Origin of the sequence: Petralouisia muris, from assembly GCF_004793545.1 — a bacterium.
Taxonomy (GTDB): Bacteria; Bacillota; Clostridia; order Lachnospirales; family Lachnospiraceae; genus Petralouisia; species Petralouisia muris.
In genome coordinates, this window is the sequence record NZ_SRYA01000028.1 from 1 (window position 1) to 26,634 (window position 26,634).

At 45.9% G+C, this 26,634-nt stretch carries 26 protein-coding genes; 2 read left to right on the forward strand and 24 right to left on the reverse strand.

The genetic code is table 11. From position 1 onward, the window contains the following. Nucleotides 1-107 precede the first annotated feature (107 nt). The 12 genes from rpsI to E5329_RS14425 all read right to left on the reverse strand — a co-directional run bounded on the left by rpsI (nt 108) and on the right by E5329_RS14425 (nt 11,141). Nucleotides 108-500 carry a 30S ribosomal protein S9 gene (gene rpsI, locus E5329_RS14370; protein WP_135990203.1) on the reverse strand — a complete coding sequence of 131 codons (393 nt, stop codon included), beginning with the start codon at nt 498-500 and terminating at the stop codon, nt 108-110. Nucleotides 501-517: 17 nt separating this feature from the next. Next, nucleotides 518-946 carry a 50S ribosomal protein L13 gene (gene rplM / locus E5329_RS14375; protein WP_135990204.1) on the reverse strand — a complete coding sequence of 143 codons (429 nt, stop codon included), beginning with the start codon at nt 944-946 and terminating at the stop codon, nt 518-520. A 207-nt stretch (nt 947-1,153) separates the two neighbouring features. Then, nucleotides 1,154-2,848 carry a methyl-accepting chemotaxis protein gene (locus E5329_RS14380; protein ID WP_275443290.1) on the reverse strand — a complete coding sequence of 565 codons (1,695 nt, stop codon included), beginning with the start codon at nt 2,846-2,848 and terminating at the stop codon, nt 1,154-1,156. Beyond that, the gene (gene truA, locus E5329_RS14385) at nt 2,841-3,593 is read right to left on the reverse strand and encodes a tRNA pseudouridine(38-40) synthase TruA (RefSeq protein ID WP_135990205.1); all 753 of its coding nucleotides are present in this window, start codon (nt 3,591-3,593) and stop codon (nt 2,841-2,843) included. Before truA ends, E5329_RS14380 begins: the two co-directional genes overlap by 8 nt. Next, nucleotides 3,590-4,408 carry an energy-coupling factor transporter transmembrane component T family protein gene (locus E5329_RS14390; protein WP_135990206.1) on the reverse strand — a complete coding sequence of 273 codons (819 nt, stop codon included), beginning with the start codon at nt 4,406-4,408 and terminating at the stop codon, nt 3,590-3,592. Before E5329_RS14390 ends, truA begins: the two co-directional genes overlap by 4 nt. Nucleotides 4,409-4,425: 17 nt before the next feature. Then, nucleotides 4,426-5,286: an energy-coupling factor transporter ATPase gene (locus tag E5329_RS14395; RefSeq protein WP_135990207.1), complete on the reverse strand. Its 861-nt coding sequence runs from the start codon at nt 5,284-5,286 to the stop codon at nt 4,426-4,428. Beyond that, entirely contained in the window at nt 5,271-6,122 is an 852-nt protein-coding gene (locus E5329_RS14400; RefSeq protein WP_135990208.1) for an energy-coupling factor transporter ATPase, read from the reverse strand. The genes E5329_RS14395 and E5329_RS14400 overlap by 16 nt, the downstream gene beginning before the upstream one ends. Nucleotides 6,123-6,126: 4 nt before the next feature. Continuing rightward, on the reverse strand, nt 6,127-6,630 hold the full coding sequence (trmL, locus tag E5329_RS14405; RefSeq protein WP_135990209.1) for a tRNA (uridine(34)/cytosine(34)/5-carboxymethylaminomethyluridine(34)-2'-O)-methyltransferase TrmL: 504 nt from the start codon (nt 6,628-6,630) through the stop codon (nt 6,127-6,129). A 2-nt stretch (nt 6,631-6,632) separates the two neighbouring features. Then, nucleotides 6,633-7,802 carry an aminotransferase class I/II-fold pyridoxal phosphate-dependent enzyme gene (locus E5329_RS14410; protein WP_135990210.1) on the reverse strand — a complete coding sequence of 390 codons (1,170 nt, stop codon included), beginning with the start codon at nt 7,800-7,802 and terminating at the stop codon, nt 6,633-6,635. Continuing rightward, nucleotides 7,802-8,281, reverse strand: coding sequence for an Lrp/AsnC family transcriptional regulator (locus E5329_RS14415; protein WP_135990263.1), 480 nt, complete (start codon nt 8,279-8,281; stop codon nt 7,802-7,804). The genes E5329_RS14410 and E5329_RS14415 overlap by 1 nt, the downstream gene beginning before the upstream one ends. Nucleotides 8,282-8,357: 76 nt before the next feature. Next, nucleotides 8,358-9,341 carry an AIR synthase family protein gene (locus tag E5329_RS14420; protein ID WP_135990211.1) on the reverse strand — a complete coding sequence of 328 codons (984 nt, stop codon included), beginning with the start codon at nt 9,339-9,341 and terminating at the stop codon, nt 8,358-8,360. 105 nt (nt 9,342-9,446) lie between these two features. Then, nucleotides 9,447-11,141, reverse strand: coding sequence for a VanW family protein (locus tag E5329_RS14425; protein ID WP_135990212.1), 1,695 nt, complete (start codon nt 11,139-11,141; stop codon nt 9,447-9,449). Between the two features lie 319 nt (nt 11,142-11,460). On the opposite strand from E5329_RS14425, the gene E5329_RS14430 reads away from it, so the two are divergent. Further along, nucleotides 11,461-12,075 carry a hypothetical protein gene (locus E5329_RS14430; protein WP_135990213.1) on the forward strand — a complete coding sequence of 205 codons (615 nt, stop codon included), beginning with the start codon at nt 11,461-11,463 and terminating at the stop codon, nt 12,073-12,075. 108 nt (nt 12,076-12,183) lie between these two features. Here the strand turns inward: E5329_RS14430 and E5329_RS14435 are convergent, their stop codons facing one another. From E5329_RS14435 to dhaL, 6 genes are all read right to left on the reverse strand, one after another. Then, entirely contained in the window at nt 12,184-12,906 is a 723-nt protein-coding gene (locus E5329_RS14435) for a 3'-5' exonuclease (RefSeq protein ID WP_135990214.1), read from the reverse strand. Then, nucleotides 12,848-13,546, reverse strand: coding sequence for an endonuclease III (nth, locus tag E5329_RS14440; RefSeq protein ID WP_135990215.1), 699 nt, complete (start codon nt 13,544-13,546; stop codon nt 12,848-12,850). Before nth ends, E5329_RS14435 begins: the two co-directional genes overlap by 59 nt. After that, complete coding sequence (locus E5329_RS14445; protein WP_135990216.1) at nt 13,543-15,270, reverse strand: B12-binding domain-containing radical SAM protein; 1,728 nt, start codon at nt 15,268-15,270, stop codon at nt 13,543-13,545. The genes nth and E5329_RS14445 overlap by 4 nt, the downstream gene beginning before the upstream one ends. A gap of 244 nt (nt 15,271-15,514) precedes the next feature. Then, nucleotides 15,515-16,510, reverse strand: a complete 996-nt coding sequence (dhaK, locus tag E5329_RS14450) for a dihydroxyacetone kinase subunit DhaK (protein WP_135990217.1) — start codon at nt 16,508-16,510, stop codon at nt 15,515-15,517. Between the two features lie 81 nt (nt 16,511-16,591). Then, a complete protein-coding gene (gene dhaM / locus E5329_RS14455) occupies nt 16,592-16,981 on the reverse strand; it encodes a dihydroxyacetone kinase phosphoryl donor subunit DhaM (protein WP_135990218.1) in 390 nt (129 codons plus the stop codon). A 7-nt stretch (nt 16,982-16,988) separates the two neighbouring features. Beyond that, nucleotides 16,989-17,618 (reverse strand): dihydroxyacetone kinase subunit DhaL, encoded by a 630-nt coding sequence (gene dhaL / locus E5329_RS14460; RefSeq protein WP_135990219.1) that lies wholly within the window; start codon nt 17,616-17,618, stop codon nt 16,989-16,991. 253 nt (nt 17,619-17,871) lie between these two features. Between dhaL and E5329_RS14465 the strand changes: the two genes are divergently transcribed. Further along, nucleotides 17,872-18,153, forward strand: coding sequence for an ArsR/SmtB family transcription factor (locus tag E5329_RS14465; RefSeq protein WP_135990220.1), 282 nt, complete (start codon nt 17,872-17,874; stop codon nt 18,151-18,153). Between the two features lie 74 nt (nt 18,154-18,227). On the opposite strand, the gene E5329_RS14470 is transcribed toward E5329_RS14465, so the two are convergent. The 6 genes from E5329_RS14470 to E5329_RS14495 form a co-directional block, all read right to left on the reverse strand. Next, nucleotides 18,228-19,421 carry a GGDEF domain-containing protein gene (locus tag E5329_RS14470; protein WP_135990221.1) on the reverse strand — a complete coding sequence of 398 codons (1,194 nt, stop codon included), beginning with the start codon at nt 19,419-19,421 and terminating at the stop codon, nt 18,228-18,230. A gap of 133 nt (nt 19,422-19,554) precedes the next feature. Beyond that, entirely contained in the window at nt 19,555-20,142 is a 588-nt protein-coding gene (locus tag E5329_RS14475; protein ID WP_135990222.1) for a manganese efflux pump MntP, read from the reverse strand. Nucleotides 20,143-20,173: 31 nt separating this feature from the next. Continuing rightward, entirely contained in the window at nt 20,174-22,699 is a 2,526-nt protein-coding gene (locus E5329_RS14480) for a lipocalin/fatty-acid binding family protein (protein WP_135990223.1), read from the reverse strand. A 35-nt stretch (nt 22,700-22,734) separates the two neighbouring features. After that, nucleotides 22,735-24,834, reverse strand: coding sequence for an efflux RND transporter permease subunit (locus tag E5329_RS14485; RefSeq protein WP_135990224.1), 2,100 nt, complete (start codon nt 24,832-24,834; stop codon nt 22,735-22,737). A gap of 176 nt (nt 24,835-25,010) precedes the next feature. Continuing rightward, a complete protein-coding gene (locus E5329_RS14490) occupies nt 25,011-25,574 on the reverse strand; it encodes a TetR/AcrR family transcriptional regulator C-terminal domain-containing protein (protein WP_135990225.1) in 564 nt (187 codons plus the stop codon). 14 nt (nt 25,575-25,588) lie between these two features. Continuing rightward, nucleotides 25,589-26,626, reverse strand: a complete 1,038-nt coding sequence (locus E5329_RS14495) for an HD-GYP domain-containing protein (RefSeq protein ID WP_135990226.1) — start codon at nt 26,624-26,626, stop codon at nt 25,589-25,591. Nucleotides 26,627-26,634: the final 8 nt, after the last annotated feature.

A 26,634-nucleotide genomic window follows, 5' to 3' on the forward strand; every position in this document is an offset into this window, starting at 1 on the left:
ATGAATGGGTGTAAAGACATCCGGTATTGTTCTTTTCCTTAAGTTAATGACATTGTGAAAATACTGGACTTTCAAGGGTTTCACTAAATCTCTTATTCTGCTTGTAATTATCGCTTGCTGAACTGCGGAGCGCGACGAGCTGCTTTGAGACCGTATTTCTTTCTTTCTTTCATTCTCGGGTCACGTGTCAGGTAACCTGCAGTCTTAAGTACGGGTCTGTAATCAGCATCGGCTTCCAGCAATGCTCTGGCAATCCCGTGACGGATAGCGCCTGCCTGTCCGGTATAACCGCCGCCCTTTACATTTACCAGGACATCGAACTTATCTACCGTATCTGTTGCCACCAACGGCTGACGTACGATAACCTTCAGAGTTTCCAGTCCCAGATAATCATCAATATCTCTTTTATTAATTGTAATCTTGCCAGTTCCTGGCATTAAATATACTCTGGCGATTGATTTTTTCCTTCTGCCTGTTCCATAATATCTTGCATCTGCCATTTTATTTTACCTCCTGATTAAAATGTGAAAGCTTCTGGTTTCTGAGCTGCATGCTTGTGTTCCGGTCCTGCATATACGAATAATTTCTTATACATCTGTCTTCCCAAAGGTCCCTTCGGAAGCATGCCTTTCACAGCAAGTTCCACAACTCTTTCCGGTTTATCTGCCAACATATTTTTTAATGTGGTTTCTTTCATTCCCCCTACATATCCGGAATGATGATAATAAATCTTCTGATTCAATTTCTTACCGGTTACTTTCACCTTCTCAGCATTGACAACAATCACATAATCGCCTGTATCAATATGAGGAGTAAAAATCGGCTTATGCTTTCCTCTTAATACTTTTGCCACTTCTGACGCCAAACGTCCCAATGTCTTTCCTTCAGCATCAACTACATACCATTTTCTTTCCACTGCCGCTGTGCTGGCCATAAAAGTTTTCATCAAATGTTACCTCCTTGAATTTTACAATGTTACTCTGATATCCGAATGCCGTCCTGATTCTATGAATTCATCCGTTCTATCATTTTCACACCATTTACATTTTTCTTTGTACATCAAAGTAAAAACGCTTCGCCGGAGAAAGGCTTGCATTTCTAACTCGCCATACCTGACCATTATATTACATAGATTGTTCCCTGTCAATTATTTTTAAAACTTTCCAACCTTAAACTGCTGTATCATTCCCCGCAGCGTCTCTGCCTGTGCAGTCATTTCCTCACTGGAGGCAGCGCATGCCTCAGAAGTTCCTGTATTGGTCTGCACTACATGGTTGATCTGCTCTACGCCCTGATTGATTTGATTCACCGCCTGGGCCTGTTCCCTGGAGGCCTCTGCAATCAGATTGATTTTGTCAATAATCGTCAGCGCGCCCTTTACTACCTCCTGCAGCTGGCTGGCTGTTTCATTGGCAATTACCATTCCTTTCTCCACAGCACTGACAGATTCTTCAATCAAGGCTGTAGATTCCGTTGCTGCTTCCGCACTCTGGGAAGCAAGCAGGGAAACCTGATCTGCAACTACCGCAAAGCCTCTTCCGGCTTCTCCTGCCCTGGCTGCTTCTATAGAAGCATTTAACGCCAACAGGTTTGTCTGAGAAGCAATCTCATTGATGGCAGCGATAATCTTACTGATTTCATTGGAGGACTGACTGATTCTGTTCATAGATTCCACCATCTCCCGCATTTTCCCATTGCTGTACTCCAGATCCCGTCCCACCTGCTGTATTTCCTTGCTGATATCAACCGCTTCTTTCGCATTCCGGTCAATCTGCCCGGAAACATTCTCAATGGTAACTGAAAGCTCCTGGGTTACTCCTGCCTGCTCAGACGCCCCCTCTGCCAGCTCTGTGGAATTTGCGGCAATCTGCTCGGATGCTTTGGTCACTTGATTTGCCACAGTCTGGACATTCTTTACCATATCTGACATATTTTTCTCAAAATGCATCAATGACTCTTCAATGCCCATGAAATCCCCTCTGTATTCCACTTCAGCCTGAACGTCAAAATTCCCTTCCGCAAACTCATGCATGGCGCGATCAATATCCGCCACATAGGAACTTAGCCTTTCGATGGAACTGCGCAGCGCATGAGCCAGTTTCCCGATTTCATCTTCGCTGTGATATGTAACATTGGTGTGAAGATTTCCTCTGGACAGCTCCACAGCCGCATTCTCAATCTCATTTAACGGCCCTAAAATACTTTCCACAATCCTGTTTCCTACTTTTATAGCTGTGAATATTGCAAGTCCCAGCACAAAAATCATAAAGGCAATTACAACAACTACTGTTTGCTGATTGATCCGCAGGGATGATTTTTTTATTGCATCTGTAACATTATTGATTTCCTTTGCAATTCCCACAGCTTCTTCCAGTGCCGGAGAACATTCCGTGATAATCAAAGTAATTCCCTCTGCACGATTTCCGGCTTCTAAATCCTCTACAATACGGTATCCAACTTCCATCCAGTTCACTAACGCCGTCTCATATTTCTGGTTCAGTTCATCCTCAATTACGCCTGCATCTTTCAATTCTGCAAGGGCTTTCTCAATGGCAGCCATGCTTTCTTCAATATTTCCCTTATATTCTGTCAGCATGTCCTTATCATCATTCAGGGCAAGCTCCCGTATCATCCTTGCCGCAATATTAGATTCAATCCTGCAGGTTTTTAATGCGGTATCGGCTGCCAGGGCGCCATTGATATAAGAATTCATTTTTCCCTGCACCAGAAATAAGCCTATCATGGCAAATATGGTAATTACAATCATCAGTCCAATCACCAGACCATAGCCAAACTGAAGCTTCTCCTTCATTTTCATCTGATCCATTTTCTTTAACATTTCATCCATTCCCTCCTCCGTAATTAATTCCAATCATGGTAAGCCCGTGAGCCGGCGCAGTAGGTCCGGCCGCGCCTCGGTCTTTTTTCTGCAGAATTTCCGGTATGGATTCTGGAGCAAATTCCCCCACGCCTGCTGAAATCAGCGTTCCGGCAATAATCCTTACCATATTATATAAAAATCCTGTCCCAGTCACCCGTATGGTGATAATGTCTTCCTGGGATTTTGTTACCGTACAGGATAAAATCTTCCGTACGGTATCTTCTGCGCTTGTCCTTACCGAACAAAAGCTCCTGAAATCATGCTCTCCCACCAGAAAAGCCGCTGCTTTTTGCATATTTTCCACATCCAAAGCTCTGTAATAAAAATAGGTATCCCGTCTCAGGGTAGGAATGGGAATTTTCCGGTTCAGGATACGGTATTCATAAGTCTTTTCACTGTAGCATCGGCGGGGATGAAAATCCGCTTCCACCTGACAGGAACTTTGCACCGCAATATCCTCGGGCAGCCACTGATTCAGGGCATAACAGATTTTCTCAGCCGGAATTCTGGTTTGCGTATCAAAAACCGCTACATTTCCCAGAGAATGCACCCCTGCATCTGTCCGGCTTGCACCGATTACCTGAATTTCCTCTCCCAACAGTTCCGACAATGTCCGGTTCAACACTTCTTCAATTGTAATCCCATTCGGCTGCACCTGCCAGCCGCAGTAATTTGTACCCTCATAGGCAACGATCAGCTTTACTCGTTTCAACTATTTCTCCCATTCCTTGACATCCAGACGCATACTATGATTCCTGCAAAATATCCCGCCATAATCAAATAGGCCCATCCGTCCTTTCCTGTATATTTTAAAGGCTTCATCTTCGTCCTTCCCTCTCCGCCGTTATAGCATCTTGCCTCCATCGCCATAGCAAGATCATTGGCGCGGCGGAAAGCAGAAATAAACAGGGGCACTAAAAGAGGCGCCATGGCCTTTGCTTTTTTTATCAGATTTCCGCTTTCAAAATCTGCTCCTCTTGCAAGCTGAGCTTTCATGATTTTATCGGTTTCCTCCACTAAGATAGGAATAAATCGGAGGGCAATAGACATAATCATGGAAATCTCATGTACCGGAACCCCGATTTTGTTTAAGGGCCTTAATGCCTTCTCTAAACCATCGGTCAGTCGATTGGGGGTGGTTGTCAAGGTCAGCACAGAGCTGCCAAGAATCAGATAGGTCAGCCGGATCACCATAAATCCTGCATTTTTTAAGCCTTCCTCTGTAATTTTAAAGATTCCAAAGGACGCCAGCGGTTCTCCCGGCGTCAAAAACAGATTGAACATTCCGGTAAGCACAAGAATTACCCCAATGGCCTTAAGTCCCTTTACCATATAGCGAAGGGGCACTTTAGACAGCCAAATCAAAGCGGCCAGCCCCAGGGTAACTGCCGCAAATCCCGCCGCACCCCGAAAGAAAAACAGGGACAATACATAAACCAGCGTTCCCAGCAGCTTTACTCTCGGGTCCAACTTATGCAAAATTGAATCTGAAGGATAATATTGTCCGATTGTAATATCTCTTAACATAATAGTTTCCGCTCCCTTTATCCCAGCCTGCGGTTTGAAAACGCCTGTAAAACAGCTTCCTTGGCTTCCTTAAGTGTAGTAACCTCCACAGAAACAGGAATCCCCCTGCCTTTTAATTCCTGCATCAAATAAGTAACCTGAGGAACCAAAAGGCCCGCCGCTTCCAATTTCTGCTGATGAAGAAAGACCTCCTTCGGAGCGCCGTCTAACAAGATGCTGCCCTGATTCATTACTATAATCCGCTTCACATATTCCGCCACGTCTTCCATACTGTGGGACACCAGAAGAATCGTCATATTTAATTCCTGATGCATAGATGCTATCTGATTCAAAATCTCCTCTCTGCCCCAGGGATCTAATCCGGCGGTAGGCTCATCCAGAATTAAAACCTCCGGTTTCATGGCGAGGACTCCTGCAATAGCCGCCCGCCGTTTCTGACCCCCGGACAATTCAAAGGGAGAGCGGTACCAATATTCTTCCGGCAGCCCTGCACTTTTCAGCGCACTGAACGCCCGAAGCTCTGCTTCTTTTCTGGAAAGTCCCAGATTCTTAGGGCCGAAACATACATCTGCAAAAACCGTAGTCTCAAATAATTGGTGTTCCGGATATTGAAACACAAGCCCCACCTTGCTACGCAGTTCTTTGCGATCATAATCCTCTTCGTATATATCTCTGCCGTTATAGTAAATGCCGCCTGAGGTTGCTTTCAGTAAACCGTTCAAATGCTGAATTAATGTAGATTTGCCGGAACCTGTATGGCCGATAATACCGATAAATTCGCCGTCTTCAATTTTAAGGCTGACTTGATTCAGTGCTTGTTTTTCGTAAGCCGTTTCTTCACTGTACACATAATTCACTTTATCTAATATAATTGACATAATGCCTCCGCCAGCTCCTGTCTTGTGAGAATCCCCTCTGGTATCTGCAGCCCTTCTTTCCGCAGCTCATGGGCCAGAAGGGTAATCTGAGGTACATCCAGGCGATAAGATTTCAACCGATCCACCTGAGAAAAAATCTCCCGGGGTTTTCCCTGCATTACAACTTTTCCATGATCCATCACATAAACCTTATCTGCCTGCACCGCTTCTTCCATATAATGGGTGATTAAGATGACGGTAATGCCTTTCTCCCTGTTTAAAGCTCCTACCGCTTCCAGAACCTCTCTGCGTCCCTGAGGATCCAGCATGGCGGTAGGCTCATCCAATACAATGCATTTAGGCTCCATAGCCATAACGCCGGCGATCGCAACCCGCTGTTTCTGGCCCCCGGAAAGCTTATTGGGAGAATGTTCCCGATACCCAAGCATCCCCACAGATTTCAAGCTCTTTTCCACCCGGTTCCAGATTTCATCTGTGGGCACCCCGATATTTTCCGGGCCGAAGGCCACATCCTCTTCTACCACTCCTGCAATAATCTGATTATCCGGATTCTGAAATACCATTCCGGCACTTTTGCGGATATCCCATTGATAATTGTCGTCCAGCGTATCTTTTCCATCTACCCAGAGGGTGCCTTCACTGGCCTTTAAAAGCACATTCAGATGTTTGGCAAGCGTGGATTTGCCGGAACCATTATGGCCCAAAATTGCCACAAACTCCCCTGCCTTCACCTCCAGATCCACGCCATCCAAAGCTGCAAGGATTCCCTCTACATTTCCTTCTTCATCCCGTCTGATATATTCATGCACCAGCTTTCTGGCTTCTATCAAATTCATGGCTTCAGTCCTCCCAGCTTAACCGATGAAGCTGTCCCTCCAGCTTCAGTCCTCCAAACTGATTCTGCCGCAGTGCTTCATACAAGACAATGGCGGCAGAATTAGAAAGATTCAGCGAACGTGTTTCCCCTACCATGGGAATCCGCACACAGGCGTCCGGATATTCTTTTAATATCTCTTCCGGAATCCCGCCGCTCTCCTTCCCAAACATCAGATAACAATCCGGCTCATACTGAACCTCTGTATAAATCTTCCTTCCCTTGGTAGTTGCCATATAAATGTTGGCCCTGGGATTCTTTTCCAGAAAATCCTGCCAGTTCATGTACCTTGTCACATCCACATCTTTCCAGTAATCCATGCCGGCGCGCTTAATTGCCCTTTCATTCAGCTGGAATCCCAAAGGCTCAATCAAATGGAGCCTGGTTCCGGTAGCCTTACAGGTACGGCCGATATTTCCTGTATTTGCCGGAATTTCCGGCTCAAAAAGCACAATATTCAGATTTGCCATGTTTATTTCCTCAATTTCCGGATGAAGGATTCCAGCCTGTCCAGAGCCTCTTTCAGACTTTCCAGGGAATAAGCATAGGAAATTCGAAGGAAGCCCTCTCCGCAGTCTCCGAAGGCAGTTCCCGGCACTACCACCACCTTTTCTTCCTGAAGCATTCGGGTGGCAAATTCCTCAGAAGTCATACCGAATTCCTGAATGCAGGGAAAGGCGTAAAACGCCCCGAAAGGCTCAAAGCATTTCAGATTCATTTCATGGAACCGGTGCATCAGATAACGCCGTCTGCCGTTATATTCTTCCCGCATCCCTGCCACATCTGCATCGCCGCTGCGCACCGCTTCCACTGCTGCATACTGGCTGGTGGTAGGCGCACACATAATCGCGTATTGATGAATTTTTAACATCTGTTCTAAAATTACCTTGGGCGCACAGGCATATCCCAGCCGCCATCCCGTCATGGCGTAAGCCTTGGAAAATCCGTTAATTAATACCGTCCGCTCCCTCATTCCCGGAAGAGAAGCGATCGTCACATGATCCTGCCCTTCCAGATATGTAAGCTCCGCATAGATTTCATCGCTCAATACAAATAAATCATGCTTTTTTATCACCTCTGCGATGGCTTCCAAATCCTTCCGCTCCATCACGGCGCCTGTGGGATTATTGGGAAAAGGCAGCACAAGAAGCTTTGTTTTAGGAGTAATGGATGCTTCCAGCTCTTCTGCCGTCAGCCGGAATTCATTTTCTTCTTTCAAATTAATAATCACCGGCGCCCCGTTTGCCAGCACCGCGCACGGCATATAAGAAACATAACTGGGCTGGGGAATCAGGACCTCATCCCCGGGATCTAACATGGCCCGCATAGCGATATCAATAGCTTCGCTGCCTCCTACCGTAATCATCATTTCCGTGTTATAATCATAGGATACCTGAAACCGCCGGTTCAGATATTTTGCAATCTCTATCTTCAGTTCTTTCAATCCCGCATTAGAAGTATAAGCAGTCCTGCCTTTTTCTAGAGAATAAATCCCCTCATCCCTGATATGCCAGGGAGTGTCAAAATCTGGCTCTCCCACCCCCAGAGAAATGACGTCCTTCATCTCCGCTGCAATATCAAAAAATTTCCGGATTCCAGAAAAGGGAACCTCTGTAATGCGCTCTGACAGTGGATTTCTCATTAGCTCACCAACATCCTTTCATCTTCTTTTGGCTTGGCAATTACCGTTCCATGGTCTTTATATTTTTTCAGAATAAAATTCGTCTTGGTGCTTAACACCGATTCCAGCGGAGAAAGTTTATCGGAAACAAACTGCGCCACTTCCCGCAGGGTTTTCCCCTCCAGCGTCACCAGCAGATCATAGCCGCCGGAAATCAGATAAACGGCGTTCACCTCCGGATAGTTGTAAACCCGTTCTGCAATACTGTCAAATCCTCTTCCCCTCTGAGGGGTTACGCGGACTTCAATCAATGCATTCACTTTCTCAATACTGGTTTTGTCCCAGTCTATCAGCGTATGGTACCCGCAGATAATATGTTCTTCCTCCATGGCTGCCATTTCGTTTGCCACTGCTGCTTCCTCTACGCCAAGCATAATTGCCAGCTCTTTCAAATCCACTCTGCTGTTCTTCTCTATAAAGGTTAAAATCTTCTCTCTCATTTCCATTCCTTCACCCTTTCTGCCGCCAGGCATTTCCTCCTGGCTTGTTTTTCATCAGGAGAAATCACCTTGCAGATTATACTACTTTATAAAGCTCATCTGTCTTCGGCGGTTCCAAAAATCTTCTCTCATCTTCATTCAGAAGCACACGGTCATTTCCTTCCATTGCCTTCCCGATTACCACTGCATGAATTCCTTCTTTCTCTAACTCCCGCACCAGCTGGTTCCCGTCCGGCGCTGCCATCAGCATACATCCGCTGGAAATCAGCTCATAGGGATTAATCCCAAAAAATTCACACACCTCTATGGTTTCCTGCTTTACAGGTATTTTTTTCAAATCTATTTCAAGTCCAATCCCAGAGCTTTCCGCCAGTTCCCAGAGAGCTCCGAAAATCCCGCCCTCCGTCACATCATGCATCGCACTGACATTGGACCGGACGGCGACTGCAGCCTCCGGCAGCACAGACAGATATTTGTCGAATTCCCGGGCTGCTTTTATCAATTGCATGGGATACCTGCCTGCCAGCTCTTTCTCTTTTTCCTTTGCTATAATAGACGTCCCTTCCAGTCCAATCCACTTGCTTACCAGAATATCGTCTCCTGGCCTTGCCCCCGCTGTGGATACCAGCTTTCCTTCTTTGGCCTTCCCCACTCCGCAGACATTTACCAAAGGCTGATTCACCGCTCTGGTTACCTCGGTATGGCCTCCAATAATCTGCACCTTTCCCTGGGCGCAGGCAGTTTCAATCTGTCTCATAATTTCTTTTAAATCCGATTCCTCAGCCCCCTCCGGCAAAAGAATCGTCAGCATAACTCCCACCGGCTCTGCGCCTGCAGAGGCCAGATCATTCATGGTAATATGAATGGCCAGGTTGCCGATATCTGTAGCCGTGCCGGTAATCGGATCAGTAGAAATCACAAATATTTCATCCTCTGCCAGCTTCAATGCAGCGCAGTCTTCCCCTACCCCCGCTCCTAGCAGAACTTCTTCCCGTCTGGTATGTATTTGTCTTAATACGGAACGTTTCAGTACGCTCTCCGGAACTTTTCCTGTTTTCATTCTCCAATCCTCTCAGGCCGATTTATGATTCTAATTTATAAAAATGGACAGGATAAGGCTGTCTCACTACTGAAACAGCCTTATCCCTTATGATTCTTTCGCTATTTATTCTTCGCCTTCGTTTTCGGAACCATCACTTTCACCGCCATCTTCCGGTGCGTCGCCGCCGCCGTCATCTTCTTTCTGATCGTCATCCTGCTTGCCGTCGTCCTTGTTGTCCTTGTCGTCTTTATTATCTTTCTTGTCGTTATTCTTTTTGTCGTCATCCTGCTGCTGTTGCTGTTGCTGCTGCTGAGCTGCCGCCGCTGCTGCCGCTGCATCTGCTGCCGCCTGCTGCTGGGCTGCCAACGCCTCATCATTCCACTGGGCTGCCGCTGCACTGATGGCTCCTTCACTCTGGGAACCGATTGCTGCGTTCATGGCGTTTACTGCATCCGGATTGCCGGAAGCAGTTCCCACTGCCACAATTCTCGGAGACGCTTTATAAGTACTCTTATTAAATATTTCCCGACTCTGTTCTACGCCATTTACCGTTACCACTTTCCACAACTGGGCGGTATAACCGGTATGGGAGGACTGTGTCTGGCTCATGTATCCAATGGGCTGGCCCGGCGCCGCCTGATACTGAGTGCCTGGCTCCGTGGTGGACAGCGTCTCGCTGACAAAGCTTACCTCTCTGCCCGCTTCTCTGGTTTCCTCGCCGAATATGTTAAAATACAGGGAACGTCCGGAAGTATATCCCTCGATATAAATAGGAGCATCGGTGTTATTAACAAATTTTAAATCTTTATAGGTTCCTGCAATGGCCGCATCTGCAGATGGATCTACATAGCTTACAATCATGGAATGGTTGAAACGCTCCGTAACCTCCAGCTCTGCGCGTATTACCGCATTGTATAAAGTTGTGGACACCTGACAGATTCCTCCGCCGTATGTCTCTACCGTAGTTCCGTTTTCATAAGAACCTGCAAGCTCATATCCATTTTCCGGCTCAAAGGGGCTTACCGCTTCATAAACAGAAAAGCTGTCCCCGGGATAAATCACCGAACCGTTGATTTTGCTGGCTCCGTTTTCTACATTCTTGGAACGGCCTGCACCGGAGGACGCATAAGAGGTATTAAATCCGCCCAGAAGATCCTTCACCTTACCAAGCTCTTCTTCCGTTCCTTTGGGATCTACCACATCCGCTGCAATCTCCACCGTTCCGGCTCCTTCTTCCCATTCAAGAGAAAAATATTTCTCAAGAATATCTACCGATTCCTCTACATTCACAGTAACGCCCTGACTTCCCGGAATCACCGTAAAGCTTCCGTTTTCCCTGGTAAGTCCTGCGTTTACCGCTTCTGTGTTCAGAACCTCCGCATTATTCTCCAGAACTCTGGTTACCATCTGCTTATCTACCTGAAACGCCAGTTCATAAACCTTATCTTCATTCTCCAGATCCTTCATGGCTTTGTAACGGGTAATCAGGTTTCCGCTTTTTCCAAGTCCGACAGCCTCTTCCACAATCTCTTCATTCCCCCAGGAAAGCCCCATCTGAGAAACCGGAATCTGAACTGTATTTTTACCCGCCTGAAGGGTAATCGTCTCGCTCTGCAATTTCTCTACGTGTTCTTTTACTGCTTCTTTCGCTTCTTCCTGTGTCATTCCGCCCACAGAAATATCGCCGAAATACACCCGCTGGGGAATCGTATCTGTCTCTTTTGTCTCCGCATCTACCGGAATGGCTATTACTGCTGCCAGCGCCAGCGTCAGAACTGCGCCGGCAATTGAAACATACATTTTCCACTTTCTCTTCATATCTATTCTCCTATCAATACGCTTCGTTTATTACCTACTTACCTAATTTTATCATAAAAAAGCAATTTTTCAAGATACGAAACCACGAATTTCGTTGACATAATGATACACTTTCTGTATATTATGAACAGATGCATTTATTGCTTATACAAATGCCGATAAAAATACGGACACAACCATGGATGCAACCAAAACCACCGCAATTACCGCCGCAATTGTCTTTTTTGTTTTCGGATTATTAAAATTAATCATCGGACTCACCTCCATACGAAATAAAAACATATCTAATTACATTGCAAAAGAAAGGAAGATGAATGTTATGAAAGTCCCTGTACTCTTTGGATGGGTTATGATTTTTGTTGTGGTAGTCTCTTACAAACGCCGAAAAGCCGACCGCATACGCAAGAATACGGAACGTGATTTCTGGGAGCGGGAAAACAACGCCAACGCCACCAGAAAACAAGACATTTCCAATCTGAATTATGTGGATTTCACAGGAGTATCCCTGCCCTTTGCCAGATTCTCCGATGATTTCCTGCACCAGTGCGAAGAACAGATTCTAAAGCTGAAGGAGGAAAAAATCCTGAACCTTACCGGCATCACCAACACCGATTTAAAATTAAACTACGGGGCCGCCAATCTGCCCCTTCTGACCCAGTATGATCAGAATTTCACACTGCTGGTCCGAACTCTGAACTCCTGGGGACAGCGCCTGCATGAGCTGTCCCATCCGGAAGAAGCAATCCAGGTGCTGGCGTTTGCGGTATCCATTGAAAGCGATATCAAAAGCACCTATCAGCTTCTGGCAGAGCTCTATCTTCAGACCGGACAGCCAGACAAGCTGGAAGCCTTAAAAGCCAGTGCTTCTAACCTGAATTCCCTGATGAAAGAACCAATCCTGACTATGCTGTCTCTTCTGACAGCCTCTGACTGATTTCCTGCTGCGCTGTCTCTTCTGACAGCCTCCGGCTGATTTCCTGCTGCACTGTCTCTTCTGACAGCCTTCGATTTATTTTCCAGCCATGCTGTCTTGGATAACGGTCTACGCTCCTCCTCGGGAAGAGAGTTTTCCGTAAGCCGCCAGAATCTTATCTGTCATTCTGGAAGCCTCATTTCTGGTAAGACTGTCTAAATCCACATTTAAATCTATTTTATGCCAGTCGGTCAGTTCTTTCAAGTACTTTTTTTGCTTTGCCGTTGCAGGGCCTTGTTTTTTAGCCCTGTACAGCAGCGGCTTCGGCAAAAATGCTTCCGGCTCCTGAGCTTCAAACTGTTCCTGCAAATACTGAAACAAAAGCTTCTCCGCTTTTGCGTCCTCCAGGGCACGGTGATTTTCTTTTCTTGAAATCTGGAAATAGCTGCACAGATAATCCAGCGTTTTCTTCTCCGCTTCCGGCAGAAATTTCCGCGCCAGCTTCAGCGTGTCAACTCCATCTTTTTCAAAGGTTTCTCCATGATTTACCAGACATTGCTTCAGAAAGCTGTAATCATAGATAAGGTTATGGCCCACCAACGGAAACCCTTCTGCAAACTCCCTGAATTCCGCCGCAGCCCTTTCCGGTTCACAGCCATCTTTTACCATTTCATCCGTAATCCCTGTAAGTTCTGTCACTTTTCTGGAAATTTCCATCCTGGGATTCACCATCCTATGAAAGATTTCCTGCTTCCCATCCTCCACTTTCACCGCACCGATTTCCAGAATCCGGTCAGTCTTTGGGTGCAGTCCGGTCATTTCCAAATCCACCGCCACATAGCGTTCCAGCATAGTTCTCCGCCTTTCTGTTTTCCTCTGCCCGGCATAAATCACTTAAAAAGCATTCGCTGCATTTGGGATTACGGGCAGTGCAGATACTTCTTCCCAATGTGATAATCTGAATATTGTACAAAATCCAATGATCCTTGGGCAAAGCTTTCATCAAATCATATTCCACCTTCACCGGATCTTCTTCCTTGGTCAGCCCCAGACGCTTAGATATCCGTTTTACATGGGTATCCACCACCACGCTTGGCTCATGATAAATATTTCCCCGTATCACATTGGCGGTTTTCCTGCCTACCCCCGGCAGGGAAATCAAATCCTCCAGGCTTCTTGGCGTCTCACCGCCGAATTCCTCCACCAGTTTTCTAGCGCAGAGGATAATATTTCTGGCCTTATTATGATAAAATCCAATGGAATGAATATCCTGTTCCAGTTCCTCTATCTCAGCATATGCAAATTTTTCCAAAGTATCATACTTCCGAAATAAATCTTTGGTTACAAGATTCACTCTGGCATCGGTGCACTGTGCGCTCATAATAACTGCAATCAAAAGCTGCCAGGCGTTTTCATGATTCAGATAGCAGCGGTATTCTTTGCCGTAAGCTTCATCCAGCCTACTTAAAATCTCTTTCGTTCTCTTTTTCATCTTAGTTCCTTCCTTTGATTCCCGTAATTCAGCCCCTTGAGCTTCGCCTGCCCCGTAAGGGGATTCCGCTTTTCATAAGAAAACAGATAAAACTGCCGTTCTGTCTGCTTTTCAGGATAGGAAACCAGTGTCTTCTGTTCTACCAGCTCTCTCATATCGTACCAGAAAGGTTCCAGATGTGAAAGCTTCCCATTCCTGCAGTATGTTCTGGCAAGTTCCTTATATTCTGCCATATCCGGCGCCCATTTTGGGCGTGTCTTCATATTTTCCCTTGCATACAAATCAAAGGTCAGCGTTTCCTGATAAAGTTCCAGATGTTCTATATCCTTTTGGGCTGCAAAGTCCAGCAAAATCTCACATCTTCTCATGCGGGAATGGCTCATAGCCAACAGTCCCCGCTTTTCATAAAATTTCCCCAGTTCCAGATACAGGTGAAAGGGCTCCTCTGTGATAAGCTCCAGAACCTTTACCGTCATTCCAAACTGGCCGCTGTTATAATATACCTCCAGCATTTCCTCTGCAAGCTTGATATCCAGCATTTCCTCATAAGACAACCAGTTGGTGGCCAGTACCTCATAAGGAGGCTGATCCCGATAAATCAGGCCCCAGGTCTTTCTCTGCTCATACATCTGAGAACCTTTCAGCACTTTCAAAAATCCAAGCTGCAGCTGCTCTGGCTTCCACTCATATACCTGCCCGAATGACCTTACAAAAGCGTCAAAATCTTCTTCTGGGAGTCCTGCAATCAAATCCAGATGCTGATGCACATTTCCCGCCTGCTGCACTCTTTTTACTGACTGCTCCAGCCGGTTCAGATTCATGGTTCGGCAAATTGCCTCGAGCGTTGGCTTGTGGGTGGACTGCACCCCGATTTCCAACTGAATCAATCCGGGCCTCAGAGAATTAATCAGCTCCAGTTCCTCTTCTGTCAGCAAATCTGCGGAAATCTCAAAATGAAAATTTGTAATTCCGTTGTCATGCTCCTTAAGATACCGCCAGATGTCCATGGCATGTTTATGATTGCAGTTAAAGGTCCGATCTACAAATTTCACCTGGGATACAGAATGATCCAGGAAAAACTGCAGTTCCTTCTCTACAAGGGAAAAGGAACGGAACCGCAGGCTTTTCTCAATGGAAGAAAGACAATAGCTACAGGAAAAGGGGCAGCCTCTGCTTGTCTCGTAATAAATAATCCTGTTTTGAAACTCTTCCAGTTCTCCATAACAAAAGGGAAGCTCATCCATAGGCAGCGTTTCCCGGCTTCCTGTCCGCACCAGAGTATTTTCTGCACTCCGAACTACCAGTCCCGGAATCTGCTCCAAAGGCTGAATCTCCTCCTTAAGGTAATACCTGCACAATTCCCGAAACGTTCCCTCGCCTTCCCCCTGCATCACGCCTGCCGCTCCTGGATTCTCCTCCAGAAAATATTCTGATTCATAGGAAACCTCCGGTCCTCCTGCCCAAATGGGCACATGCGGCATTAACTTGTGCAATTCTGCAATCAATTCCCGCACATACCGGTAATTCCAGATATAGCAGGAAAAACACAATACGTCCGGCTTCTGTTTATAAATTTCCTGTAAAATATATTCCAAACGGTGATTCACCGTATATTCTGCAATATGAATCTGTTCCTGATATTCTCCTGCATAAGACTTCAGACTGTACACAGCAAGATTGGAATGAATGTATTTCGCATTGATGGCAACTAATAAGATGTTCACGGCTGTCCTCCGGTATGACTTTTGATGTTCTCTACTATAACGCCAATTCTGCTGCAGGGCAAGCCCACATCACCTCCCCTTCCCCTCAATTCCCAGGGGTTGAACACTTTGTGCGCCGAACACGGTCTTTCCTATAAGATAAAAATACAGGATATGGCAGTTTCCAGACGAAAAACCTCCCATATCCTGTATGATATTTTCTCAACAAAACAGTTCTTTCAAGCTCCCGCTCAACCTGCTCTGTTTATACCTGTACAAATGCAGGCGTGTCTGCCGGAGCAGCCAGATATTTCTTCAATTCATCATCCAGTTTCAATAAGGTTACAGAATATCCTGCCATGTCAATGGAAGTCATGAAGTTGCCTACCAATGTCTTTGCAACATTGATCTTCTTCTCTGCCAATACCTGGGATACTCTCAGATTCGCAAGATACAATTCCTGCAGAGGCGTTCCGCCAAGTCCATTCACCATAACTGCAACTTCATCGCCTTCATGATAGAGATCTTCTGCAAAAATCTTCTCTAACAGTGTATCCGTTGTCTCGCTGACTGTGTGGATTTCTTCTCTGTGCGTTCCCGGCTCTCCATGGATTCCCATTCCGATTTCCACTTCATTCTCGCCCAGTTCAAAGCTTGGTTTGCCAGCTGCCGGAACGGTGCAGGGTGCGATTGCCATACCCATAGTGCGCACATTGGCAATTACCTTCTCTGCAACAGCCTTAACAGCTTGTAAATCTCCTCCTGCTTCTGCACATGCGCCTGCAATCTTATGTACAAAAATAGTGCCTGCAATTCCTCTTCTTCCGGTAGTCCATGTGCTGTTCTCCACTGCAACATCATCATTCACTACCACTTTCTCTACTTCAATGCCCTCGTCCGCTGCCATATCTGCTGCCATCTCGAAGTTCATAACATCACCGGTATAATTCTTGATTACCAGAAGAACGCCCTTGCCGCCGTCGCATGCCTTGATTGCTTCATATACCTGATCCGGCGTGGGTGAGGTAAACATAGCTCCTGCTACTGCTGCATCCAGCATGCCTTTGCCAACATATCCGCCGTGAGCCGGTTCATGTCCGCTTCCGCCGCCGCTGACCAGTGCAACCTTCCCCTGTGAGCCGCCTGCTCTTACCACCACATCGCATCCATCTACTCTTTTCACATATTCCGGATGTGCCGCTACCATCCCCTGTAACATTTCTTCCACTACATCATCTGGTTTGTTGATCATTTTTTTCAAAGTAAATTCCTCCTTCTCCATATGCTTCATTTATGTGTAATAAGCAAAATCCCTGTCAGGCTTTACCTCTGACATCCCTAACTATATCAGCTTGGAAAGCTGTTTTGCCTCTTCTGCCGCCTCTGCCACTTCTGCCAGAGTTCCGCCGATTGCCGCCTGTACGGCTGCGCCAACCGCCCCTTCCAGAATCGGTGCATCTGCAATTACCACTTCAATCTCTTCCTCCAGCAAATCAATTGCCACCTGGGAACTTAAAATGCCGCTTCCCAAATCTGCCAGAATCACAACGCCCTCCCCGTCATTGGCATCCATAATTCCCTGACGGATACGCATAGCGTCTGTTCCGATACTTCCGTCTTCCATACCTCCCACTGCAACTACCCGGTGGTCCTTTCCCGCCATCTGAACTGCCAGCTCGAAAATTCCTTCCGCCGCTTTCTTACTGTGGGATACAATCAATAACCCTACCATAATTTCCTCACTTTATATTTTCCAGATAAAATGCGCGAATTGCTTCCATTGTAATGAGAGAAGATGTTGCGCCCGGGTCCTGATGACCGATACTGCGTTCTCCCAGATAGCTGGCGCGTCCCTTGGTTGCCCGGATGGTCTTGGTATATTCCACCCCTTCCTTTGCCGCCTCGCACATATGGGTCAGGCAGTCTTCCACACTTTCTCCTGCCTCTACGCCTTTGTTCAGCGCTTCCATTGCCGGCTCTAATGCATCCAGCATGGTTTTCTCTCCGCGTTCCGCCTTACCGCGCATCTTAATGCCCCCGATTACGGCTTCCATTATATTCTTGCCATCTTCCAGAGTAATTTCCTTCTTGCCTGTTACGGCGCCGGCTGCTTTCATATAAGCCGTTCCGTATAGAGGCCCGGAAGCGCCGCCTACCTTTGACAGCAGCACCATTCCCGTTTTCTTCAAAATCACACTGATATCCTCTTCCTCCTGCGGAAGCTGCTGCAGCACTTCTGTAAATCCTCTTGCCATATTAATGCCGTGATCAGCGTCTCCGATTGCAGAATCCAAATCTGTTAAAAACTCCTTGTTTGCAATGATATCCTCCCCGATTTTCTGCATACATTGATATATTTTGCTTGCCATATAAATCCTCCTGTCTCATTCCCGGTAAAATATCTGTTTGAAAATTTCACCATAACCTCTGTTTTTCTCCAATATCTCTTTTTAGATTATATCACATCCATGATACAATCCGCAATCCAACAAAAATGCCAAACTGTCTAATTTAAAGTTTTTCATAATTCTTTTGACAGCCTTCCTCTTCTATGTTATTTTTTTTTATATACGAATTTCCATATTAACCTCAATAAAATAAGGACAAAAAGAAGGAATTTCCATGAATCAGAATGAATTTGAAAAGCTTGCAGAATTATTTAAGATATTCGGAACTCCCACCCGGCTTCAGATTATGTACGCTCTGGTGGACAAAGAAAAATGCGTGTATGATATTGCAGATGAACTGGGAATGTCCCAAAGTGCCATTTCCCACCAGCTCAGCATCTTAAAGCAGAGCCGGCTGGTGAAAAACCGCAGGGATGGAAAAACCATTTACTATTCTCTTTTGGATTCCCACGTGCTTACCATTATCGCTCAGGGCCTGGAGCATATTCGGGAATAACCAATCCCGCCTGCAGCATGCGGCGCTTTCAGAACGGTTCCGTAGGCCAGGCAGTCCCTTACAGGCCCTTCACATTACTGGCTGCTGCTGAAATTCTGGTAACTGTACTCATTGTCGTCTCCTTTTCTCCAGCCCCGGCAGACGGTTTTATTTTTCCCTGTCCGCTTTGCCTCATACAAAGCAGAATCCACCTCCTTAAACAGCAGAATTCCATTTTTATCCCCCGGCTTTACTTCCAGCATACCCAGAGAAATAGTAATATTCCCCGTAACCCCTTCTACTGATGCCGCTTCCACCTCCCGCCGTATTCTCTCTGCCACATTATAGGCTTCCATCTCCGTTTTCCCCACCAGAATCAGGCCGAATTCCTCTCCGCCGTACCGGGCTGCAATATCTTTGTCATCTACATTGTTCCTGATAACAGACACAATTTTCAAAATGACATTATCCCCCATCGCATGTCCGAAGGTATCGTTGATCCGTTTAAAATTATCAATATCTATAATAATCAGGGACAGATGATATTCCTCACTGCACAGCTGCAGATACTCCTCCAGCTTGTCGTAAAAGATTTTGTGATTGTACAGTCCTGTCATAGAATCTCTCTGAGAAATTTCCAGTATCTTTTCCTTTTCTTCATAAATCTTTTGATTTTCCTCATGAACCTTCTTGTTTTCCTCATAAATCTTCTGATTTTCTTTTTCAAAATTTACAACTACCGAAGTCAGTACTTTGCTGAAAGAAAATGCAGCGATTGTAAATCCCACAAAAATCACCAGATACACTTCCCTGCTGTTATCAGGGTAAAATTCCGTAGAGGGAATGACGCCGTATCGAATGCCTGCATACACCAGAATGCAGATGATAAGCGCCGCATAACGGAATATTTTCTCCCGGTAGACATTGGCAAAAATCACCGGATAAGTCAATATCATACACATAAAGGGAACCGAGCTGTGCACTGCCACCACGGTTCCCAACAACAGAAACTGAATCAGGAGAAACAGGATAGTCGTCACATATTCCCCCAACGCCTCTCCAAAGAAACGGAAAATCAGTTCCATACAGCCTGCATACATCACAATCATAATACTGGGCCTTAAAACAAAAATATCCAGATATTCTCTTTTGCTGCATTCCGGAACTGGCTGATAAAACAGATACAACAGGAGTTGTATAAAAATAACAAGCCCTATGCTGATCCAGATCCAACGCATGACTTTTTGGTTCCATTCCGTTATACTTACGTATGCAATATTTTTATTCATAATCTAACTCTTTGGTCCTCTCTGGCGATTGCTGATCCTACATATTCTCTTGTGAATTCACGCTTTCCACTTTCTTTCTCTTCTTTCATTATATATGATACCCGGTTAGATTACAATAAATTGCAAATAATTATCAGAAAATAAACTTCCCTATATGAATACAGATAACGTCTATCCCTCCTGCCACCAGCAGCGCCCCTCCCGCCAGATATGCTTTCATCTTATGCTCAAATCCCAGCCGATAGCCGGTGTACATCCCAAAGACCGTAACCAGAACCGTCAGAACCATAATCAAGGCCAGAAGCATCCACATACTGCTTTCCAGAAAACCAAAGGCAATTCCGGTCAGCAATGTAAAAATGCTGGTTCTAGCATAGAGTTTTATAAATTCTGCCACATCAACCTTTTCCTCCCGGCGTTCCACAATCCGCTCATTCTGCCATGCTTTCAGAAAGAAGCGCATGCCCTGGCACAGAAAAATTGCCGCTGCAACCACCTGCCCCAGAAAAATTTCATCCCCCTCTGCCACGCTTTGGCGCAGAAGTGTAGAAATGAATTTGCCGATTCCCAAAGCCAATCCCTGACCGGCCGCCAGAATACCGCAAAACGTCAGCAATTGTTTCCTCTCTATTTTGGCAACCAGTGAGCCCTGACACTCCATCACTGCAAAGATATCCAAAGATATGCCTAATATAATCATCAATTCTTCCGCAATATTCATAACGTTACCCCTGCGCCTTTAGCTTAACTCGTTATTCTTCTTCCGTATCCTCAGCTTTGATTGCTTCTGTACGGAGAATGAATTTTACCGAGCCTTTCGTTCCTTCTGCAACCCTGGTAAATGTCTGGTATTCCTTTCCTGCCTCTACCACGGCTTCCAATTTACTTAAAAGTTCCTTGATATCACCATTATAAGCATCCAGTAATTTCTGAATCCCTTCCTCATCAAACTGAACCATGCCATCCATCAGTTTCACAGAGCCTTCTGCCAGCTTATCTACGCCTTCCTCAAGCTGCGTGGTTGCGCCGGAAAGCTTGCCTGCGCCCTCTACCAGCGCGCCATTATTGGAAACAAGCGTTGCCGCTCCATTGGTTAACTGTGAAATTCCTGCGGTCAGCGCCGGAATACTGTTGTTCATGGTCCGTGTCCCATCGCTCAGCGCCTGCATCCCGGATACCAGGCTGTGGCCGCTTTCACTTTTGGCATTGATTGCCTGGGAAATCTGTGATTTTGTAGCAGAAACTGCAGTTAAAGTTGCCGATTCCGCCGCTGTCTTAGCTGCGGTTTTCGCAGTATCTGCAACGGCTGCGCCTACGGTATCCTTAGCTCCGTCAGCAATGCCTGCCACAATCTGGGATGCTACGTCATTCATGCTTGCCTTGAGAGCTTCATTGCCCATAGCTGCGGCAACTGCCTGCTGTACCTGGGCATTTATCGTCTGCTGTACCTGGGCTTTGCCTTCCTCTGACTGTAATCCGGCATTGACAGCGCTTTCTAACTGAGCCATAGTCTGGGCTGCCGCTCCCTGAGTGTCCACCTGGCCTAAAACCCCGTCATGTATCTGCTGATTCTGTTTTACGCCTGCAGCTACCTGGGCGCAAACCTCCTGAATCACCCCATTGATCACCTCTTCATTCAAAGGCTGACCCGCTGCAGCCAACGCATTCAGAGTCGGAACCAGGTTTTCCGACAATGCGGCTGAGATAGCCAAAGCCGCTGCGTCTGCCGTTGCACTCTGGGTTCCGGCTTCCACTCCTTCCGCCACCTGGCCCAGCGCCTGCTGAATTGCTGCAGGAGCATTCTCCACCATCTTCTGGTTTTTCGCCATCTCCGGCACTGCCGCAGCGAACGCCTGGCTTAATACCTGATTCAGAACTCCTTCCGTATAAGCGTTCAGCCCTGCCGCTACCTGGGCCTTAGCCCCGTCATTGTTTGCCAGACTGTTGTAAAATACTGCGGACGCCTGGTTCTTAATAGCCTCCGTTCCGCTCTCGGCATTGTTAAAGGTACTGTCAATGGCGTCGTCTGCCTGCTTGATCAGAGAATTTTTCTCTTCTTTTGTCATTTTGGCTTTCAGTGTTTTATCCAGTTCTGCCACGCCCTGATTCAAAGTTGCCGCACTGTCATTTAATGTTCCCACTCCTTCCGTCAATGCGCCGGAAGAATTTGCCAATGTGCTGATTCCATCATTTAACTGGGATGCGCCGTTGGTATAATTTGTAATGCCGTCCTTCAAGGTTCCTACGCCAGAAGCAAATTCTTTCATGCTGTCCTTTAAGGTTCCCAGCCCCTTTGACAATTCTTCTGTGCCGTCTAACAACTGCTCCGATGCATCCGTCAGCGTATCCATCTCCTCATCCAGACTGCTCAAATCAAAGCTGTCTGCCAGATTTGCTTCGCTTACCAAGTCGTTCATAATAATGGACATACTCATTTCCAGCGAAAAATTCTCCACATCTGCAGTCACTTCCACATACTCCGGAATTTCCAGATCTTCCTCCAAATCTCCCTCTTCAATTCCAAGGCTCTCTTTCAGGCCAGGCATCGCCATGCCTACAACAATTTTTTTATCTCCATCGGAAATTACTTTTCCATTGGCAACCTCCACATTAGTGTAATCCTCCGGCAGAATCATGCCTGTCATCACAGTAAAAGGCACATAAACCTCATGCTCTTTGCCGTCTATTACCTGCGTGGTCTTTTCATGATTGGTATAGTCAAAACGGATGGTTGCTTTTCCGCTCTTTCCTGCCATTTCCTCCGGCGTCAGTTCTTTGCCGTCCATGAAATACGTTACTTTTTCCGTAACCGGAAGCTCCCTGTCTGTAGTTCCCTGATAATAAATATCTTTGCCTTCCGCCTGCCAGGTAAGCTGATCACCGTTTTGGGTAAAGGTTTCATCGCCTTTTACATTTTCAATGTCCTTCAAATCAGAAGCGTCCTCAATGACGGCTGCCCCGTCTTCATTTTTCAACCATTCGCTGACAATCACATTCTTAGCGCTGCCGTCAGGATTTGCCACAATATACACCGTTTCTTCCTTTCCGGCTTCCCGATCCTCTGTACCGGAAGTTAATGCTTTTTCCAGTGTCTCTTTGGCTTCTTCCACTTCGGAATCTTCCTTCTGAGATTCCTGAACAGAAGAGCTCTTTTCCGCCTTTACAGTGTATGAACTGACGCCTGCGCTGGTGCCCAGCACTGCAATGGTAACTGCGCCTGCTGCCACACGGATGATATATTTATTTTTAAATACTTTTTTTAATTCCAGATTTTTCATGCTTTTCCTGCCTCCTGTATTTTCCAATCCTGTTATTATACTGTTTTTACGGCTGCTGCAGATTCTTTTTTCTTTAAGCCGAATCCCATGCTGGTTTTGCAGATAACCCTGTCAAATACCATGAACATAGCCGGTAAAATAAAGATTACCACAAACATACTAATCAAAGCTCCTCGCGCCATTAAGATACACAGCGAACTGATCATGTCAATGTTGGAGTACATGCCAACTCCAAAAGTGGCTGCAAAGAAACTTAATGCGCTGACAAACACAGACTGCACCGATGTGGAAAGGGCAATTGTAACGGATGTTTTCTTATCTTCCCCTCGGTTTCTTTCCTTTTTGTACCGGTTTGTCATTAAAATTGCATAGTCTACCGTTGCCCCTAACTGAATGGTTCCGATTACAATAGATGCAATAAAGGGAAGCGTTGTTCCCGTATAGGCCGGAATTCCCATATTGATGAAAATTGCAAATTCAATCACCGCCACTAGAATCACCGGCAATGAAATTGATTTAAATACCAACAGGATAATCAGAAAAATTGCTCCGATGGAAACCACGCTTACCGTCTTAAAATCCTTATCTGTAATGGTAATCAAATCTTTCGTGCAGGGCGCCTCGCCGATCAGCATGGCGTTTTTATCATACTTTTTGATAATCCTGTTTAACGCATCTATCTGGGCGTTTACTTCATCTGACGCCACAGAATACTCAGAACTTACCAGCATCAGCTGATAGTCGTCGTTCATCAGCGCTTCCTTGATATCGTCCGGTATCATTTCCTTAGGAACAGCGGAGCCCACAATGGAGTCCAGACCCATAACGGTTTTTACTCCGTCTGTCTCTTTCATTTCTTTAATCATTGCAGAAGCGTCTTTGCTGGACAAATTGCTGTCCGCCAGCACCATATGGGTGGAATTCATGTTGTAATTTTCCTCCAGTTTGGCATTGGCCTGCACGCTCAGCAAATTTTTCGGCAATGTTCCTGCCAGGTCATAGTACACGCTTGTATGGGTATACCCGTAAATTGCAGGCCCCAGAACTAACAAAAACACTGCAATAAATATGGGAAAACGCTTTGTGACGAAATTACCGATGCCTCCCAAATCCGGTATCACCGGCCTGTGCTTTGTCTTTTCAATGGCTTTATCAAAAATCAATATCATAGAAGGCAATATGGTAACACATCCAATTACTCCGAATACCACACCCTTTGCCATCACAACGCCAAGGTCCATCCCCAGTGTAAAACTCATAAAGCACAATGCCACAAATCCCGCCACTGTTGTAATGGAACTTGCCACTACAGAGGTCAGGGTATTGGATACTGCATAGGCCATGGCCCGGTTCTTATCCTGCGGATACCGCTCCTGGTTTTCCTCATAGCTGTGCCACAAGAAAATAGAATAGTCCATGGTGACGCCCAGCTGAAGCACCGCGCTCAGGGCTTTTGTCACATAAGATATCTCACCCAGAAAAATATTGCTTCCAAGATTGTAAAGAATCGCCATTCCGATACTTAACAGGAAGAACACCGGAGCCAAAAAAGAATCCATGGTTAACGCCAATACCAGAGAAGACAGCGCAACTGCAATCAATACATAAATCGGCGTCTCCTGATTCGACAGGTTCTTGGTATCCGTTACAATGGCTGACATGCCGCTGACAAAGCACTGTTTATCGGCAAGGCTGCGAATTTCTTCTATGGCGTCCATCGTTTCATCGGAAGACATGGAAGTCCGAAACAAAACAGCCATCAGTGTACTGTCGCCGGAATTGAATTGATCTACCAGATTTTCCGGAAGAAATTCCATGGGCATTGACAGGTCTGCAATGGAATCATACCAAACAACCGCTTTGACATGCTCCACTTCCTCAATCTTTTTTTTCAGTTCTGACACATCCTTATTTTCCATGCCTTCTATCACGCACATAGAAAAGGCTCCGGTTCCAAAATCCTCTACCAGGATATCCTGCCCGATCATGGTTTCAATGTCCCCGGGCAGATACGTCAGAATATCATAATTTACTCTGGTGGTTATCATACCGATTGCTGCCGGAATCAAAAGCAGTAAGCTGATAATAAAAATCGGTACTCTTAACTTTACGACTCCTTTTCCAAATTTAATCATATTTTCCCTCGCGCTCCTCTTTCTTACATTGTTGTTTCACATATTTAACTTCACTAAGAGTATAAAAAAAAAGACTGAATAAATACATATTCAATCTTTTCCCTCTGTATTTTTCAAATATACATTTTGGCGGATCTGTAGTTTTTGAAAAACAAATGCAGTTTTTTGTATCGAAATTATAATTCCTCAATCACCTGAGTCATGGAGCGTGTAATCATATAATTATAAATATCTGTAATCTCCCTGGGTTCCACCTCCATACCGCTTTTGATCCAGTGTATCACCACAAAAGACATGGCCTGAGCGTAAAACAGGGCAATATGCTCCGGCGTCAGCCAGGGATGCCGTTTATGAAGGGTAGGCTTCCTGCTCTGGATCACTTCCAGAAAGGCATCCCCGATACAGTTTCTGATAATATTCTCAAAGGAATTCTGCCCTTCCAGCCGAACCGCTTTCTCATAGAATTCTTTTTCCTTTTTCACCGATGTAAAAACCAGCAGAAAAGCCTCATCCACCATCCCCGCCTGAATCAGCGGCTTGGTTGGTTCTAAAATCTGAACCCGGATAATCCACTCTAACAATTCATATTTATCCTGAAAATGGTTATAAAAGGTCGGACGTATCACGCCCGCTTTATCTGTTATAGCCTTAATTGTAATTTTCTCAATGGGCTGCCGGCATGCAAGTTCCTTAAAACTTTCTGCCAGCAGAAGATCTATCGTTTCCTTCTGTCCTGTCACACTCTCACTTCCTGTTATACAAATAATTCCAATACCGCCAGATCTTTTTCGGATTTCAAATCAAGCATCTCTCCATCGGGAAGCGTCATAACCTTTGGCCGAAGCACGGATTCCGGATCGCTCTCCACCACCAGGGCATTTCTGCCATCAGAAAGGGTCACTTCACACCCTGCCGGATAAATTGCGATTTTCCCGGTAAACAATTCCGCCAGATCCGGATCAAACTCTGAACCAATATTGGCCAAAATGTAATCCACCGCGCCAGAAGGAGAAATGGGATCATGATAAGGCAATTTAGAGGTCAATGCGTCAAATACATCTGCCACCTTGATAATTCTGGCAAAATAAGAAATCTCATACCCTGACTTACGCATGGGATACCCGCATCCATTATACCATTCATGATGTTCCAAAACCCCGTCACAGATTTCCGGTGAAAAATCATAATGCTCCATTAGAAAATCATAGCTCAGCTTCGGATGCTGCACCACAAGAATCCGCTCTTCCTCTGTCAGTGTGCGCTTTGCATTCAGCACATCCGCTTCCACATAGCATTTTCCCACATCATGCAAAAGAGCCGAAGCCGCCAACTGATTCAACTGTTCCAGATCCAGATTCCCGGTTTTCACTCCCAGCATGACAGACAGCACCGCCACATTTACCGAGTGGAAAAAAGTATAGTCATCCGCCGCCCTTACATTAATCATATGATGCATCTTATCTCTGCCTGCAAGAACCTGACGGGTAATCTTCTTTACTGTTTCCTGAATATCCTCCTGCGCTATCTCCCGAATGCTTTCTTGCTGAAACAGGCTATGCACCAGTTCCAGCGCCTCCCGCTCCAGATCCGGGCTAATCAGCCTGGGAACCTTCAAATCCCAGCTAATGTCGTCCTCCGCATAAATTCCCGACATTCCCAGGGCAAACAGCTGCCGCACATCTTCCTTAGACAGTATTGTCCCCTGCTCCAGCAAAACCTTGCCTTCTCCATTGTATATGTTCTGCCCCAGGCTCATTCCTTCTTCTACCTTTGTGATAGGTACATAACGCATTCTCTAAT

Coding starts and splice junctions, on each gene's coding strand:
- rpsI (WP_135990203.1), bottom strand. CDS start 500: ATGGCAGATGCAAGATATTATGGAACAGGCAGAAGGAAAAAATCAATC.
- rplM (WP_135990204.1), bottom strand. CDS start 946: ATGAAAACTTTTATGGCCAGCACAGCGGCAGTGGAAAGAAAATGGTAT.
- E5329_RS14380 (WP_275443290.1), bottom strand. CDS start 2,848: ATGGATGAAATGTTAAAGAAAATGGATCAGATGAAAATGAAGGAGAAG.
- E5329_RS14390 (WP_135990206.1), bottom strand. CDS start 4,408: ATGTTAAGAGATATTACAATCGGACAATATTATCCTTCAGATTCAATT.
- E5329_RS14395 (WP_135990207.1), bottom strand. CDS start 5,286: ATGTCAATTATATTAGATAAAGTGAATTATGTGTACAGTGAAGAAACG.
- E5329_RS14400 (WP_135990208.1), bottom strand. CDS start 6,122: ATGAATTTGATAGAAGCCAGAAAGCTGGTGCATGAATATATCAGACGG.
- trmL (WP_135990209.1), bottom strand. CDS start 6,630: ATGGCAAATCTGAATATTGTGCTTTTTGAGCCGGAAATTCCGGCAAAT.
- E5329_RS14410 (WP_135990210.1), bottom strand. CDS start 7,802: ATGAGAAATCCACTGTCAGAGCGCATTACAGAGGTTCCCTTTTCTGGA.
- E5329_RS14415 (WP_135990263.1), bottom strand. CDS start 8,281: ATGAGAGAGAAGATTTTAACCTTTATAGAGAAGAACAGCAGAGTGGAT.
- E5329_RS14420 (WP_135990211.1), bottom strand. CDS start 9,341: ATGAAAACAGGAAAAGTTCCGGAGAGCGTACTGAAACGTTCCGTATTA.
- E5329_RS14425 (WP_135990212.1), bottom strand. CDS start 11,141: ATGAAGAGAAAGTGGAAAATGTATGTTTCAATTGCCGGCGCAGTTCTG.
- E5329_RS14430 (WP_135990213.1), top strand. CDS start 11,461: ATGAAAGTCCCTGTACTCTTTGGATGGGTTATGATTTTTGTTGTGGTA.
- E5329_RS14435 (WP_135990214.1), bottom strand. CDS start 12,906: ATGCTGGAACGCTATGTGGCGGTGGATTTGGAAATGACCGGACTGCAC.
- nth (WP_135990215.1), bottom strand. CDS start 13,546: ATGAAAAAGAGAACGAAAGAGATTTTAAGTAGGCTGGATGAAGCTTAC.
- dhaM (WP_135990218.1), bottom strand. CDS start 16,981: ATGGTAGGGTTATTGATTGTATCCCACAGTAAGAAAGCGGCGGAAGGA.
- dhaL (WP_135990219.1), bottom strand. CDS start 17,618: ATGGCAAGCAAAATATATCAATGTATGCAGAAAATCGGGGAGGATATC.
- E5329_RS14465 (WP_135990220.1), top strand. CDS start 17,872: ATGAATCAGAATGAATTTGAAAAGCTTGCAGAATTATTTAAGATATTC.
- E5329_RS14470 (WP_135990221.1), bottom strand. CDS start 19,421: ATGAATAAAAATATTGCATACGTAAGTATAACGGAATGGAACCAAAAA.
- E5329_RS14475 (WP_135990222.1), bottom strand. CDS start 20,142: ATGAATATTGCGGAAGAATTGATGATTATATTAGGCATATCTTTGGAT.
- E5329_RS14480 (WP_135990223.1), bottom strand. CDS start 22,699: ATGAAAAATCTGGAATTAAAAAAAGTATTTAAAAATAAATATATCATC.
- E5329_RS14485 (WP_135990224.1), bottom strand. CDS start 24,834: ATGATTAAATTTGGAAAAGGAGTCGTAAAGTTAAGAGTACCGATTTTT.
- E5329_RS14495 (WP_135990226.1), bottom strand. CDS start 26,626: ATGCGTTATGTACCTATCACAAAGGTAGAAGAAGGAATGAGCCTGGGG.